12 protein-coding genes are annotated in these 14,296 nt (G+C 71.0%); 5 read left to right on the top strand and 7 right to left on the bottom strand.

The features are described from left to right. Positions 1–84 precede the first annotated feature (84 nt). From BM290_RS11420 to BM290_RS11405, 4 genes are read left to right on the top strand one after another with little or no spacing between them, the layout of a single operon-like run. The gene (locus BM290_RS11420) at positions 85–1,377 is read left to right on the top strand and encodes an extracellular solute-binding protein (protein ID WP_093612917.1); all 1,293 of its coding nucleotides are present in this window, start codon (positions 85–87) and stop codon (positions 1,375–1,377) included. Then, positions 1,374–2,324: a carbohydrate ABC transporter permease gene (locus BM290_RS11415; RefSeq protein WP_203779305.1), complete on the top strand. Its 951-nt coding sequence runs from the start codon at positions 1,374–1,376 to the stop codon at positions 2,322–2,324. The genes BM290_RS11420 and BM290_RS11415 overlap by 4 nt, the downstream gene beginning before the upstream one ends. Then, positions 2,321–3,127, top strand: coding sequence for a carbohydrate ABC transporter permease (locus tag BM290_RS11410; RefSeq protein WP_239143503.1), 807 nt, complete (start codon positions 2,321–2,323; stop codon positions 3,125–3,127). Before BM290_RS11415 ends, BM290_RS11410 begins: the two co-directional genes overlap by 4 nt. A 9-nt stretch (positions 3,128–3,136) precedes the next feature. Beyond that, entirely contained in the window at positions 3,137–4,750 is a 1,614-nt protein-coding gene (locus BM290_RS11405) for a beta-N-acetylhexosaminidase (RefSeq protein ID WP_093612915.1), read from the top strand. A 75-nt stretch (positions 4,751–4,825) separates the two neighbouring features. Here the strand turns inward: BM290_RS11405 and BM290_RS11400 are convergent, their stop codons facing one another. The 6 genes from BM290_RS11400 to BM290_RS11375 form a co-directional block, all read right to left on the bottom strand. Then, positions 4,826–6,325 carry an endo-1,4-beta-xylanase gene (locus BM290_RS11400; RefSeq protein ID WP_093612913.1) on the bottom strand — a complete coding sequence of 500 codons (1,500 nt, stop codon included), beginning with the start codon at positions 6,323–6,325 and terminating at the stop codon, positions 4,826–4,828. A 184-nt stretch (positions 6,326–6,509) separates the two neighbouring features. Then, positions 6,510–7,193, bottom strand: coding sequence for a FadR/GntR family transcriptional regulator (locus BM290_RS11395; RefSeq protein WP_280522844.1), 684 nt, complete (start codon positions 7,191–7,193; stop codon positions 6,510–6,512). 91 nt (positions 7,194–7,284) lie between these two features. Next, positions 7,285–8,598, bottom strand: a complete 1,314-nt coding sequence (locus BM290_RS11390; protein ID WP_093612909.1) for an enolase C-terminal domain-like protein — start codon at positions 8,596–8,598, stop codon at positions 7,285–7,287. A gap of 11 nt (positions 8,599–8,609) precedes the next feature. Then, on the bottom strand, positions 8,610–9,644 hold the full coding sequence (locus tag BM290_RS11385; RefSeq protein ID WP_093612907.1) for an ABC transporter permease: 1,035 nt from the start codon (positions 9,642–9,644) through the stop codon (positions 8,610–8,612). Next, entirely contained in the window at positions 9,637–11,163 is a 1,527-nt protein-coding gene (locus BM290_RS11380; protein WP_093612905.1) for a sugar ABC transporter ATP-binding protein, read from the bottom strand. The genes BM290_RS11385 and BM290_RS11380 overlap by 8 nt, the downstream gene beginning before the upstream one ends. 28 nt (positions 11,164–11,191) lie before the next feature. Then, a complete protein-coding gene (locus tag BM290_RS11375) occupies positions 11,192–12,250 on the bottom strand; it encodes a sugar ABC transporter substrate-binding protein (RefSeq protein WP_093612903.1) in 1,059 nt (352 codons plus the stop codon). A gap of 291 nt (positions 12,251–12,541) precedes the next feature. Between BM290_RS11375 and BM290_RS11370 the strand changes: the two genes are divergently transcribed. Next, positions 12,542–13,312 (top strand): FadR/GntR family transcriptional regulator, encoded by a 771-nt coding sequence (locus BM290_RS11370; RefSeq protein WP_093612901.1) that lies wholly within the window; start codon positions 12,542–12,544, stop codon positions 13,310–13,312. Here the strand turns inward: BM290_RS11370 and BM290_RS11365 are convergent. Continuing rightward, positions 13,251–14,294 carry an aldo/keto reductase gene (locus BM290_RS11365; RefSeq protein ID WP_373871047.1) on the bottom strand — a complete coding sequence of 348 codons (1,044 nt, stop codon included), beginning with the start codon at positions 14,292–14,294 and terminating at the stop codon, positions 13,251–13,253. The genes BM290_RS11370 and BM290_RS11365 overlap by 62 nt on opposite strands. Positions 14,295–14,296: the final 2 nt, after the last annotated feature.

Genomic DNA, 14,296 nt, shown 5'->3' with positions numbered 1-14,296 from the left:
ACAGTTATTGACTAGCCCTGCTGGCGGTCGTAATTTTCATCGGCAACGGCAAGCTGTGAAAAACATGACCGCCAAGGAGCGCGCATGTCACATAGATCCACCTCCGTCGCCGCCGCACTCGGCGCCACCCTGCTGGCCCTGAGCGCCTGCTCCGGCGGCACCGCGGCCACCACCGACCCCAAGGACCGGACCCTCACCGTGTGGGTGATGGACGGCGACTACACCGACGTCACCCTGCAGGAGATCAACAAGCGGTTCACCGAGGCCACCGGCGCCCAGGTCGACCTGCAGATCCAGCAGTGGGAGGGCATCACCACCAAGATCAGTACGGCGCTGTCCACCAGCGGCACCCCCGACGTGCTGGACCTCGGCAACACCCAGGTGCCCGGGTTCGCCGCCAACGGCGGCCTGCTCGACCTCACCGCGCACAAGGCCGACCTGCAGCAGGGCCGCACCTGGCTGGCCGGCCTGGAGAACCCGGCCACCGTCGACGGCGCCCTCTACGGCGTGCCGGGCTTCGCCGGCGCCCGCGCCGTCATCTACAACAAGAGGACCTGGGCCGCCGCCGGGGTCACCGCGGTCCCGGCGACCTACACCGAGCTGACCGGCGCGCTCGACAAGGTCAAGGCGAAGAACCCGGCCGCCGACTTCGCCCCGTTCTACCTGCCCGGCCAGTACTGGTTCGCCGGACTGCAGTTCCTCTGGGACGCCGGCGGCGAGATCGCCACCGCCGAGGGCAAGACGTGGAAGGGCGGCTTCTCCACCCCGGCCGGGCAGAAGGGCCTCGCCGAGTTCAAGGCGTTCCAGAACACGTACTCCACCGCGGCGTCACGCACGCTGGACACCATCACCCCCGACCAGACGCAGCTGTTCGCCGACGGCAAGACCTCCGCGATCCTGGCCACCAGCGGCTCGATCGGCCTCATCCGGAAGGCGAACCCGCAGATCAAGGCCGAGGACCTGGGCACCTTCCCGTTCCCCGGCACCTCCGGCAGGACCCAGCCGGTGATGCTCGGCGGCTCCGACTGGGGCATCGCCGCCAAGAGCGACGCCCCCGACCTGGCCCTGCAATGGGTGAAGATCGCCGGCAGCCCGGCCGTGCAAGACGAGTTCGTGTTCGGCAAGGACGGCTGGATCCCCAACAGCACCGAGGGCATCCAGGCCGCCCAGGCCAAGGGACTCACCGAGCAGCAGCAGGGCTTCTTCGGCGGCGCCCTGTCGTCCAAGGCCACCCCGGCCGCGGCCCAGTGGTCCACGATCGAGGGCGACAAGAGCATCAACCAGCTGTTCGCCGCGGTCGCCTCCGGCGCCAAGACGCCCCAAGCCGCGGGTACGGAGTTCGACGCCCACCTCGAGACCACCCTCGCCGGGCAGTGAGGACCGCCACCGCCCCGCGCGACGTGACAGTCGCCCCGACCGCCCCGCCGGTGACGCGCTCGCGCCGCCGGCGGGACCCGGCGCCGTACCTGCTGCTCAGCCCGGCCGCCCTGGTCCTGGCCGTGGTCACGCTCGCGCCCATCGGGTTCCTGGTCTACACCTCGTTCACCGACTACAGCCAGCGCACCCTGTTCACCGGCGCCTACGGCTTCGTCGGCGCCGACCAGTACACGACGCTGCTGCGGAACCCCGCCTTCTGGGCCTCGCTGGCGCGTACCGTCGTGTTCACCGCGGCGATGGTGGCCGGCAGCGTACTGCTCGGCATGGGGGTCTCGCACCTGCTCACCCGCCTCGGCCGCGGCTGGCGGACCACGGTGACCGTCGTCCTGATCGTCGCCTGGGCGATGCCGAACGTGGCGTCGTCGCTGGTCTGGAACTGGCTGTTCCAGCCCGGATACGGTGTCGTCAACTGGATGCTCGGCGTCTTCGGCGACACCGCCGGGCTCAACTGGGCGCAGGACCCGGTCCTCGCCTACGTGGTGATCTGGCTGCTCATCGTCTGGCAGGCCGTCCCGTTCATCGCGCTCACCCTCAACGCGGCCGAGACCCAGGTGCCGCACGAGCACCAGGAGGCGGCCCGGCTCGACGGCGCCTCCGAGATCACCGTCTACCGGATCGTCACGCTGCGGTTCCTGCGGCCCACCCTGCTGCTGGTCACCATCCTGTCGGTGATCTGGGACTACAACGTGTTCAACCAGATCTGGCTGATCTCCCGCGGCGGGCCGGACGACGCCACCGCGACCCTCGGCGTCTTCACGTACCAGACCGCGTTCGTCGGCTTCAAGATCGGCAACGGGGCGGCGATCTCGGTGGTCACCACGCTGCTGCTGCTCGCGCTGACCGCCGTCTACATCCGCAACCTGCTCAACGCCGGGGAGGACCTGTGAAGAACGCGATCGCCGCCGTCTTCTGCCTCGTGTGGTTCTTCCCCGTCTACTGGATGGTCAACACCGCCTTCAAACCGCGGCCCGAGGTGATGACGCCCGACCCGCACTTCTGGCCGCACCACCCGACCCTCGGCAACTTCACCGCCGCCGTCACCCAGCCGCAGTTCCTCACCAACCTCGGCAACAGCGTCATCGTCGTCGCCGTCACCGTCGCCGCCTCGATCGTGCTCGGCATCTTCGCCGCGGCCGCGCTGTCGCGATTCCGGTTCCCCGGCCGGCGGGCGATCATGGTGGTCATCCTCGCGGTCCAGATGCTGCCCGCCACCGCCATGCTCATCCCGCTGTTCACCATGTTCAACCGGCTCGATCTGCTCGGCACCTACGCGGCGCTGATCCTCGCGTACGTCGCCACCGTCCTGCCCTTCTCCATCTGGGTGATGCGCGGCTTCTTCGTCGCCGTCCCCGCCGAGGTCGAGGAGGCCGCCCAGATCGACGGCGCCACCACCTGGCGCACCCTGGTCAGCGTCCTCTTCCCGCTGGTCGCGCCCGGGATCGTCGCCACCGGCATCTTCGCGTTCATCGCGGCGTGGAACGACTACCTCATCGCCTACACGTTCATGCAGGACGAGGCCCGCTACACCCTGCCGGTGTGGCTCGCCTCGTTCACCAACCCGCACACCGGCACCGACTTCGGCGCCCAGATGGCCGCGTCCGTCATCTTCGCCGCCCCCGTCGTCGTGTTCTTCCTGATCATCCAGCGCAACCTGGTCGCCGGCATGTCCGCCGGCGCCGTGAAGGGCTAGGGTCCCGCCTTGCTGACACCCCGTCCGCACACTCTCGTCCCCGGCCAGGGCGAACTCCTGCTCGACCGGCACAGCGCCGTCGCCGCGCCGGCCGCCCTCGACGGCGTCCTCACCTGGCTGCAGTCGGCGCTGCGGCCACCCACCGGCCTGCCGCTGCCCCGCGTCGCCACCGACGCCACCGTCACGCTGGCGCTCGACGCGGATCTCGACGCCGAGGCGTACCGGCTGCGGGTCACCCCCGACCGCGCGGTGATCACCGGCGGCGGGCCGGCCGGGGTCTTCTGGGGCTGCCAGGCGCTGCTGCAACTGCTGCCACCCGCGGTGCACCGCAAGGCCCCCGGGGTCGGTCACCGCTGGGCGATCCCCTCGATGCAGGTGTACGACACCCCGCGTTTCGCCTGGCGCGGCCTGATGCTCGACGTCGCCCGCCACTTCCTGCCCAAACACGACGTGCTGCGGATCGTCGACCTGATGGCCATGCACCGCCTCAACACCCTGCACCTGCACCTCACCGACGACCAGGGATGGCGGGTCGAGATCCGCCGCCACCCCCGGCTCACCGAGGTCGGGGCGTGGCGGCACGAGAGCCAGGTCGGGGCGGTCAGCGGCGGCCCGGCCGACGGACGCCCGCACGGCGGCTACTACACCCAGGACGACATCCGGGAGATCGTCGCCTACGCCGCCCAGCGGTTCGTCACCGTGGTGCCGGAGATCGAGACCCCCGGCCACGTCCAGGCGGCGCTCGCCGCCTACCCCTCACTCGGCGTCACGGGGGCGCCGCAGCAGGTGTGGACACGATGGGGCGTCAACCGGAACATCCTCAACGCCGAGGAGTCCACCGTCGACTTCTTCACCGGTGTGCTCGACGAGATCATGGAACTGTTCCCGTCCACGTACATCGGCATCGGCGGCGACGAGTGCCCCAAGGACCAGTGGCGCGACGACCCCCGTACCCAGCAGCGGATGGCCGCCCTCGGACTGACCCGCGAGCAGCAGTTGCACGCCTGGTTCGTACGCCGCCTCGGCGACCATCTCGCCGCGGCCGGCCGGCGCCCGTTCGGCTGGGACGAGATCCTCGAAGGCGACCTGCCGCCCGGCGCCACCATCGCCTCGTGGCGCGGCAGCACCGGCGCCGTCACCGCCGCCCGCCGGGGCTTCGACGTGGTGTCCTGCCCCGACGACAAGGTCTATCTCGACTACCGCCAGTCGGAACTGCCCACCGAGCCGATCCCGGTCTCCATCCCGCTCGGGCTGCGCGACGTCTACGCGTTCGATCCCGTGCCGCCGGAACTCACCCCCGACGAGGCCCGCCACGTCCTCGGCGGCCAGGCGGCCATGTGGACCGAACACGCCGACTCCCCGCGAACCGTCGACTACCTGCTCTTCCCCCGCCTCTGCGCGGTCGCCGAAACGCTGTGGAGCCCCGCCGGCGGGGAGTTCGACGACTTCGAACGCCGGCTCACCCACCACCTGGCCCGGCTCGACGCGTTCGGCGTGGAATACCGCCACCCGTCCGGCCCGCACCCGTGGCAGCAGCGCCCCGGCGTGCCCGGCCGCCCCGCCACCCGCGAGCAACGCGCCGAACACATCGCCCGGCTCGTGGCCGCCATCAGCACCCCCTGATCCCCGGGCGACGCCGCGGGCGGGTGGCATCACGTACCACGGGCCACCCGCCCGCGTGTCACCTCGGCCCCGGCCTCACGCGGCGGCGCAGGCGAACGTGGCGCCGGCGGCGGTGCCGGTGCCCTGGAAGCCGAACTCGGTGGACTGCCCGGCGGCGACCCGGCCGTTGTAGGCGACATTGGCGAACTGCACCGTGCCGCTCGCCCCGCTGCGCTCGGTGTTCCAGCTCCCGGTGACGCCGGTGCCGGCCGGCAGGGCGGCGGTGACCCGCCAGCCGGTGATCGCCGACGGGCCCGCGGTGACCCGCACGGTCGCGACGAAACCGCCGGTCCAGGAGTCGAGCGACACCGTGGCCGTGCACGCGGCGGTGCCGGTCGAGGTGCTCGGCGACACCGGCACCGAGGGCGACACCGGGATCGAGGGCGACACCGGCACCGACGGGGAGGCCGACGACGAGCCGGACCGTCCCTTGTTCAGCTCGTCGAGCACCGCGTGGTAGGCGGCCTTCTTCTGGTAGTTGCCGTTGCCGCCGGTGAACAGCAGGCCCCGTTCGGAGGAGCGCCACGACTCGCTGTCGGCGATGCCCCACACCGTGATGCCGGTGCACCCGGCGACGTTCAGACAGGCGCGGACGACCTTGCGATAGTTGTCGGCCTGCCCCTGCCCGATGTCGTTGCCGCTCAGGTCGTCGTCGATGTCCACCTCGGTCAGGTGCACCTCGACCCCGAGGTCGGCGAACCGCTGGATGTTGGCCTGCAGGTCGGCGGTGATGACACTGTTCGGGTTGTCGTTGAAGTGCGACTGGAACCCCACGCAGTCGATCAGCTTCTCCGAGCCCTGGGTGTACGCCCGGACGACGTCGTACAGAGCCTGGGCCTTGTTGTTGCGCCCGCCGCCACCGACGGTCAGCCCCTCGACGTCGTAGTCGTTGATGCACAGCTTGGTGCTGAGATTGTTCTGCCGGACGACCTCCTTGGCGCGCCGGAACGACTCCCGGATCACATCGGTGTCACCCGAGTCCACGTAGTCGCCGTCGCCGTTGGCGTCCCGGCTCAGGCTGTGCGGCCACTGGGTCCGGCGCCGGCCGGTGTTGTTGTCGTCGAACGCCTCGTTGACGACGTCCCAGTACGCGATCCGGCTGCCCCAGCGGGTGATCGCGTTGCCGATGAAGGTGTTGAGCGTCGCCTGGCTCGCGCCCTGCAACTGGCCCGCCTGCGAGTGCCAGACCAGGGTGTGGCCCCGGACCAGCATGCCGTTGGACTGCGCGTGGTTGACCAGCGTGTCCGCGTTGCCGGTGTTGCGCAGCCCGCCGCTGGACGTGGCGATCGAGTCGGGCTTCATGTCGTTCTCGGGAGTGAGCTGGCTGAACTCCTGCGCGACGATCGGCCCGAGGCGCCCCGGCGAGGCGGCGACGCCGAAGAAGAGCCCGGCCTTGGCCGCCGCGGCACGCAGCGTGCTCTCGGCGGCGATGGCGGGCGGATTGCTGACGGCCACCGTGCCGCCCGCGGCCAGTGCGGCGACGGCCAGTGCCGCGAGAGCCTGCCGGCGCCCGGAGCGCCGTGATGTGGTGTGCACGCGATCTCTCTTTCCGGTCGCGCGGGTCGGGCGCCGGCGCAGAGCCGTCCCGGGACTCTCGCCCCCTCAGCAGCGTGCAAACCCGGCGACTACATCGACTTGCATGACTGTGTAACCGAGACGTTAACACGTGTCGATCTGAAACTCTCGGACAGAAATCGCAAGTATCGAGAAGCCTTCCGGGTCAGGGCCGGCTCGGGGTCACCGGCCGCACGTGATCCCGCAGCCAGCTCTCGGTGTTGCTGACGTGCAGCAGGGCCGCGGCCTGGGCCAGCGGCCCGTCCCGGCTGACCAGGGCCTGATAGATCGCCTCGTGCTCGGCCACGGTGCGGCCGGCGGCGTCACCGTCGACCAGGCCCCGCCAGATGCGGGCCCGCAGGGTCTGGCCCGAGATGCCCTCCAGCAGCGTCACCAGGGTGTCGTTGCCGGTCGCCGCGACGACGGCCCGGTGGAACGCCGTGTCGTGCCGGTTCAGCAGCTCGACGTCGTCGCGAGCCGCCCGCATCGCGTCGAGATGCCGTCGCACCTCGGCCAGCGCCGGCTCGGTGATCCGGCCGGCCGCCAGCGCCGCCGCCGCCGGTTCGAGCAGCCGCCGTACCTCCATGACGTCGAGCAGGTTGCCGGTGTCGCCCTGCAGCAGCTCGATGGCGCCCCCGAGCCCGCCGAGCAGCATGTCGGGCTGCAGGCTGGTCACATAGGTGCCGTCACCCCGGCGGATCTCCAGGACCTGGGCCGCCGTCAGGACCTTGACGGCCTCGCGCATCAGGTTGCGGGAGAGCCCGAGCTGCGCTGCCAGTTGCGGTTCGGGTGGAAGCTTCGACCCCGGGGCCAGCTGACCGGACCGGATGAGCTCCCGGATCTGTGCGATGGCCCTGTCGGTGAGGGAAATGGTGGACTCCTCCGTCGGCCCGTGCGGTCGCCTCGGGGCGCAGCACGGACCATCCTAAGAGCGGCGACGCTCAGGTGCGCCCGGCCCAGGCGGGACCGCCGGGATACGTGTACTCGGCGAGCGACGCGGGATGCATCTGGGCGCTCAGTCCCGGCGCGGTGGGCGCGGCGTAGCGGCCCCGGCTGACGCGTACCGGATCCAGGAAATGCTCGTGCAGGTGGTCGACGTACTCGATGACCCGGTCCTGCATCGTCGCGGACACCGCGACGAAGTCGAACATCGACAGGTGCTGGACCATCTCGCACAGACCCACCCCGCCGGCATGGGGGCAGACCGGCACCCCGAACTTGGCGGCCAGGAGCAGGATCGCGATGTTCTCGTTGATCCCGCCGACCCGGGCCGCGTCGACCTGGACGATGTCGATCGAACCGGCCTGCAGCAGTTGCTTGAAGACGACCCGGTTGGCCACGTGCTCGCCGGTGGCCACCTTGATCGGGCGCAGCGCCTCGCGCACCGTGGCGTGACCGAGGATATCGTCGGGCGAGGTCGGCTCCTCGATCCAGTAAGGGTCGTACGGCGCGAGCTCACGCATCCAGTCGATGGCCGGCTGCACGTCCCAGCGCTGATTGGCGTCGACAGCGATGCGTACCCCCGCGCCGACCGCCTCCCGGACCGCCCGGATCCGGCGGACGTCGTCCTCGAGGGAGGCGCCCACCTTGAGTTTGATGTGGCCGAAGCCGTCGTCGACGGCCTCGCGGGCGAGCCGGGCCAGCTTCTCGTCGGAGTAGCCCAGCCAGCCCGGCGTCGTCGTGTACGCCGGGTAGCCACTGTCCAGCAACAGGGCGATCCGCTCGTCGCGGCCCGCCCGCGCCCGGCTCAGGATGCCCAGCGCCTCGTCCGCGGTCAGCGCGTCGGAGATCCAGCGGAAGTCCACCTGGGCGACGATCTCGGCGGGCGACATGTCGCTGAGGAAGCGCCAGACCGGCTTGCCGGCCCGCTTGGCGGCCAGGTCCCAGGCCGCGTTGACGACCGCGCCGGTGGCCATGTGGATGACACCCTTCTCCGGGCCGAGCCAGCGCAGCTGCGGATCGTGGACGAGCCGGCGGGCGAAGCCACCCAGGTCGCCGCACACCTCGGCGACCGGGCGCCCGACCACGAACGGCGCGAGCGCGGCGATGGCATTGGCCTGCACGTCGTTGCCACGGCCGGTGGTGAACGCGAGCGCGTGCCCCTCGAGACCGTCGCCGGCATCGGTGCGCAGCACGACGTACGCGGCGGAGTAGTCCGGCTCGGGGTTCATCGCGTCCGAGCCGTCCAGGTGATCGGACGTCGGGAAGCGGACGTCCCGGACGTCGAGGGCGACGATGCGCGGGCAAGGGGACAAGGCGGCTCCTTCTAGTCCTGGACGTTGCCGCTGGTGATGCGCGAGACGATCAGCGCGGCGAGAATGATCAGCCCGTTGAGGGCGCCGATCCACTGAGCCGGGATCCCGGCGAGGGTGAGCACGTTCTGGATCAGGAACAGCAGGAGGATCCCGGTGAAGGCGCCGGCCATGGTGCCCCGGCCGCCGTTGAGGCTGATGCCACCGATCACCGCCGCCGCGAACACCGTGAAGATGTACCCGTTGCCCTGCGCCGAGGCGACCGACGCCAGTCGCCCGGAGAGCAGCAGGCCGGCCAGCGACGCCAGCACGCTGCCGGTGACGATGACGATCCACAGCACCCGGCCGGTACGGATGCCGGCCGCCTTCGCCGCGTCGACGTTCCCGCCGATGGCGTACAGCGACCGGCCGAAACTGGTCCAGCCGAGCACGACGACGGCCACCGCGAACAACGCCAGGCAGATCCAGATGGACGCCGGCACGCCCCACCACGTGGTCGTGCCGAGGTAGAGCATCGACGGCGGCAGGCGGAAGAAGGTCTGGCCGCCGGAGATCCCGGTCAGCACCCCGCGCAGCACGATGAGCATGCCGAGGGTGACGATGAAACCGTTGAGGCCGAACCGGATGATCAGGACCGCGTTGACGACGCCGACGAGCGCGCCCACCGCCAGCGTGACCGGCACGGCCGACCAGCCGGGCAGCAGACCCAGCCCGTGCCCGGCACCGGCGGGCACCACCAGCCAGGCGGCCACCCCGGGCGCGAGGCCCATCGTCGATTCGAGCGACAGGTCCATCTTCTTGACGATCAGGATCATCGTCTGGGCCAGCACCAGCAGAGCGATCTCGGACATCGTCTGCAGGACGTTGAGCAGGTTGTCCGGTTGCAGGAACACCGGGCTGACGATCTGCCCGACGATCGCGATGATCAGGATCGCCGGTACGAGGGCCAGGTCCCGCAGCCGGCCCGCCACGATGCGGTTGCCGATCGACCTCGGCCGCGGTGGTCCGGCCGTCGCCGTGGGACTGTCGGTCAAGGCGGCGTCAGGCATCGAGATCCATCCCTTCCATGGCGGCCACCAGCTCGTGGTCGTGCCAGCCGCGGGCCATCTCGCTGGTCAATCGGGACCGGAACATCACCAGGACCCGGTCGCACACCCGCAGGTCGTCGAGTTCGTCGGAGGCGATGAGGACACCGGCTCCGGATCGTGCGGTCTCCAGGACCTTGTCGAGCAGGAACTCCTTGGACCGTACGTCGACGCCGGAGGTCGGATTGATCAGCACCAGCAGCCGCGGGTCGCCGGCCAGTGCCCGGGCCATGACGACCTTCTGCTGATTGCCACCGGACAGCCCGGAGACGGGCAGCCGCGGATCCGGCGTCTTGATCGCCAGCTTCCCGATCATGTCGGCCGCCATCGCGTCCCGGCGGCGAGCGCTGATGAACCCGCCGCGCCCGAGCCGCTCCGGCACCGACAGCGTCCCGTTGTCGGCGATCGACATCTGCGGGACGAGACCTTGGTGGTGGCGGTCCTGCGGCACGAACCCGGCGCCGGCGGCCAGGGCGTCCGGCACGCTGCCGGGCCGTGGCCGGCGGCCCGCGATCTCGATCCGGCCGCTGTCCGCCGAACGCAGGCCGACCACCGTCTCGGCCAGCTCGGTACGCCCGCTGCCGGCGGCCCCGGCGAGTCCCACGATCTCACCGGCGCCCACCTGGAGGCTCACCTGTCGGTAGGCGCCGCCGGTCAGGTCCCGGACGGCCAGGGCGGGCGCCGCGCCGGACTCCACGGCCCGGTCGTTCTCCCGCCGCCGGCCCACCGTCGCGTCGCCGGTCATGGCGGCGACCAGGTCGGCGCGCGGCAGGTCGGCGACCGGGGCGGTGAGGATCCGCCGGGCGTCGCGCAGAACGGTCACGACGTCGCAGATCTCGTACACCTCCTGCAGATGATGACTGATGAACAGGAAGGTCACCCCCTGGCGCTGCAGGTCCCGCACGCGTGCGAAGAGCCGGCTGATCGCGGCGCCGTCGAGCTGGGCGGTGGGCTCGTCGAGAATGATGAAACGGGCACCGAAGGACAGCGCCCGGGCGATCTCCACGAACTGTCGCTGCTCCACCGACAGCTCGCCCGCGAGAGTCCGTGGTTCGACCTCCACCGACCAGGCCGCCAGCAGTTCCGCGGCCCGGCGGCGCAGACGGGACCAGGTGATCAGCCCGCCGGGGCCGCGGTCGTGCCGGTTGAGGAAGAGGTTCTCGGCCACCGTCAGCGCCGGGATGATCGTCGACTTCTGGTAGACGCACGCGACCCGCTGCCGCCACGCGTCCCGGTCGGCCAGGCGTGGCGCGGGCCGGCCGGAGAAGGACACCGTGCCCTCGTCCGGCGCCTGCAGGCCGGTCAGGACGGAGACCAGCGTCGACTTCCCGGCGCCGTTGCGGCCGACGAGCGCGTGGGTCTGCCCGGCCGCCACCCGCAGGTCCACGCCGTGCAGGGCGACCGTCGGGCCGAATCGCCGGGTGACCCCCGTCGCCGCCACGACGGGCGGGTCCCCGGCGTCACCGGTGGGTGCTTCAGACATGGTGTCCGCCTTCGTCGTCGAGGTCCGGTCAGCCGGCGTTGTTGCCCCACAGCGACTTGTCGTCGCTCCTGAGGCTGGGCACGCCGCCGTAGGTGCCGCCGTCCCGGGTCACCAGCGGCGCGGACAGCTGGTCCTCCAGCACCCCGTCGCGGACCTGGATGATCGTGCTGTCATGGTCGGTCGGCCCCGGCGCGAAGGTCTTGCCCGCGAGCGCGTCACGCACATAGGACAGCGCGTACTGGGCGTACAGGTCGGCGGGTTGCGAGACGGTGGCGTCGATCTGGCCCGCCGCGATGTTCTTCAGCTCCTCCGGGATGCCGTCGTTGGAGACCACGAAGACGTGGGCGGGGTCGTCCGGGCCGACCAGCAGGCCCTTCTGTTTGAGCACCTGCAGCGTGCCGGACAGGGCGAAGCTGGACTGCATGTAGACGCCCTTGATGTCCGGGTGGGCGGTGAGGTCGGTCTGCAGTTTCTGCGCCGCGATCGCACCGTCCCAGTTGGTCGCCTCCCCGATGACCTCGATCCCCGGGTACGACGTCGTCATGCACTCGTTGAACGCCTCGGTCCGGTCCCGGCCGTTGATCGAGTCGAGGCCGCCCTGGAGCATGACGACCGTGCCCTTGCCGCCGAGCTTCGTGCCGAGGAACTGGCAGGCCTTGGTGCCGTAGGCGCGGTTGTCGGCCCGGACGACCATGGTGACGCTGCCGGAGTCCGGCCTCGTGTCCACCGTGACCACCGGGATCTTCCTGGCCGCCAGCTGGTCCAGTGCGGGGGCGATCGCCGCGGTGTCCTGGGGGGCCATCACCACGCCCTTGACGCCCTGGCTCAGGAACGTCTGGACGTTGGCGGTCAGTTTGGCCACGTCGTTCTGTGAGTTGGTGGTCTTCAGCGTCAGCCCGAGCTCGTCGCCGAACCGGGGTGTGTATCGGATGAACGAGTTCCAGAAGTCGGTGTCCGAGCGTGGGTAGTCCACGCCCACCACCGGTCTGTCGCCGTCGGCGGCGCCGGAGTCGCGGTTGCACGCGCCGATGAGCAGGAGCGCTGCGACGGCGCAGGCCGCGGCGCGCAGGGAGGTCAGGTTTCTCATCGCAAGTCTCTCCTGGGTGGGGCGGCCAATCGGACGGCGATGTTCCATGTTCGAGATGCGGTGGTACCCCGAACATGGGATGTATCTAAGCCATGGCAGCGGCGAGTGTCTATATGTAGCGGGCTATTTTGCCGCCGGCCGGGAGAATCTCCTCACAAATACATCCCACCAATACGTCCCCTGCGGGCCGGTGCATTCATCATAGGTATGATGATTTTCCGCCTGCCGCGCTGATCACGGTGGGGAGCTGCCGGTACGATCGGGGCCTCGCTGAGGGGCACGGGAGGACGCATGACTCGATCACCCGAGGCGGTCCCGGAGGTTCCCCCGCCCCCGGCGTGGACGCGGCGCCCGGCCAACCTCGCCCGCGCCGTCACCGCTGAGCTGGTGAGCCGGATCGTCGACGGTGTCCACCGGCCCGGCACCGCGCTGCCCCCCGAACCGCTGCTGGGCGACACCTTCGGCGTGAGCCGCACCGTGGTCCGGGAGGCGGTGAAGGTCCTTCAGGAGAAGGGCCTGGTGCAGGTCCGGCAGGGCGCCGGCACCATCGTCACGCCGCCGGCCATGTGGGACATGCTCGACGAGATGGTCCTGAGCGCGACCATCGCCCGTGACGACGGTCTCACCGTCCTGGACGACCTCGTCGTCACCCGCCGGCTCCTCGAGTCGGACATGGCCAACGTGGCGGCCCGGATCGCCGGCCCCGGCACCGTCGATCGGCTCCGTGCCCTGGTCGACCTCATGGACACCCTGGTGGACGAGCCGCAGACGTATGCCGACCAGGACCGCGCCTTCCACGACACGATCATGATCGCGTCCGGCAACCGGATCGCCCGCGCCGTCGTGCGGGCGCTCGAGAGCCAGGTCGTCAACACCGCCCGTTACCTCGGCCAGACCGAGCGTGCGCTGTGCGTGGCGTCGAACCAGGGTCACCGCCGCATCATGGAGCGCATCGCCGCCGGTGATCCGGACGGCGCGGGCACGGCCATGTTCACCCACATCACCGAGGCGTGGCTGGTCCGGCGGGGTGGCCCGGGCGGCCCGGACCGTCTGCGTCGCTGAGCCGCCCGGGCACGCTGCCCGGCGGGATGACGCCGGCCGCGACCAGATCCGCCCAGAGGCCCCCCGGCACCCGCGCCGCGAAATGACGGCAGTCCTCATCGACCTCCTGTGGCGAGCGCATCCCGACGGCGACCGCGGCGACCGCGGGATGCAGCAGGGGGAAGGCCAGGGCGGCCGCCGGCAGGTCGACGCCGTGATCGGCGCAGATCCCGGCGATCAGGCCGGCCCGCCGGACCACGGCGGCGTCGGCGGGCCGGTACTCGTAGGTGGCGCCGGCCCGCGGCCGCGCGGTCGACAGCAGGCCGGTGGCGAAGACGCCGGCGGCCACCACGGCGACCCCGTTCGCCCGGGCCGGTTCGAGAACCGGGTCGAGCGCCTGCTGATCCAGCAACGAATACCGGTTCGCCAGCATGATCACGTCGACCAGGCCGTCGCCGATGACGGCGGCCAGGCCGGCTGTCGTGTTCGTCCCGATACCGATGGCCGACACCAGGCCGGCGGACCGGAGCCGGGCCAGCGAGGCGACCCCCTGCCGGGCGGCGCCGTCCCAGGCCTGATCCGGGTCGTGGGCGAAGAGGATGTCGACCGAGTCCAGACCGAGCCGGTCCAGGCTCTCCCGTAACGAACGCTCCACACCCGCGGCCGTGAAATCCCACTGCCGTTCCCGATCGCCGGGCACCACGAAGCCCTGATCGTCGAGCTCCAGCGGCCGATCGCGGGGCACGATCAGCCGGCCCACCTTGGTCGAGATCACGAACTCGTCGCGGGGCAGATCGCGCAGCACCGCGCCGATCCGGCGCTCGGACAACCCGAGGCCGTAGTGCGGCGCGGTGTCGAAGTAGCGGATCCCGCGGTCCCAGGCCCGACGCAGCGTACGGTCGGCCTGCTCACCGTCCATGGCCGCCGCGAAGTTGCCCAGCGGTGAGCCGCCGAGCCCGAGCACGCCGTACGGCGTCTGGGCCCGATCGAACAACGCCCGCACCG

Origin of the sequence: Actinoplanes philippinensis (assembly GCF_900113015.1) — a bacterium.
Classification (GTDB): Bacteria; Actinomycetota; Actinomycetes; order Mycobacteriales; family Micromonosporaceae; genus Actinoplanes; species Actinoplanes philippinensis.
This window is presented reverse-complemented; position numbering and strand designations above follow the sequence as displayed.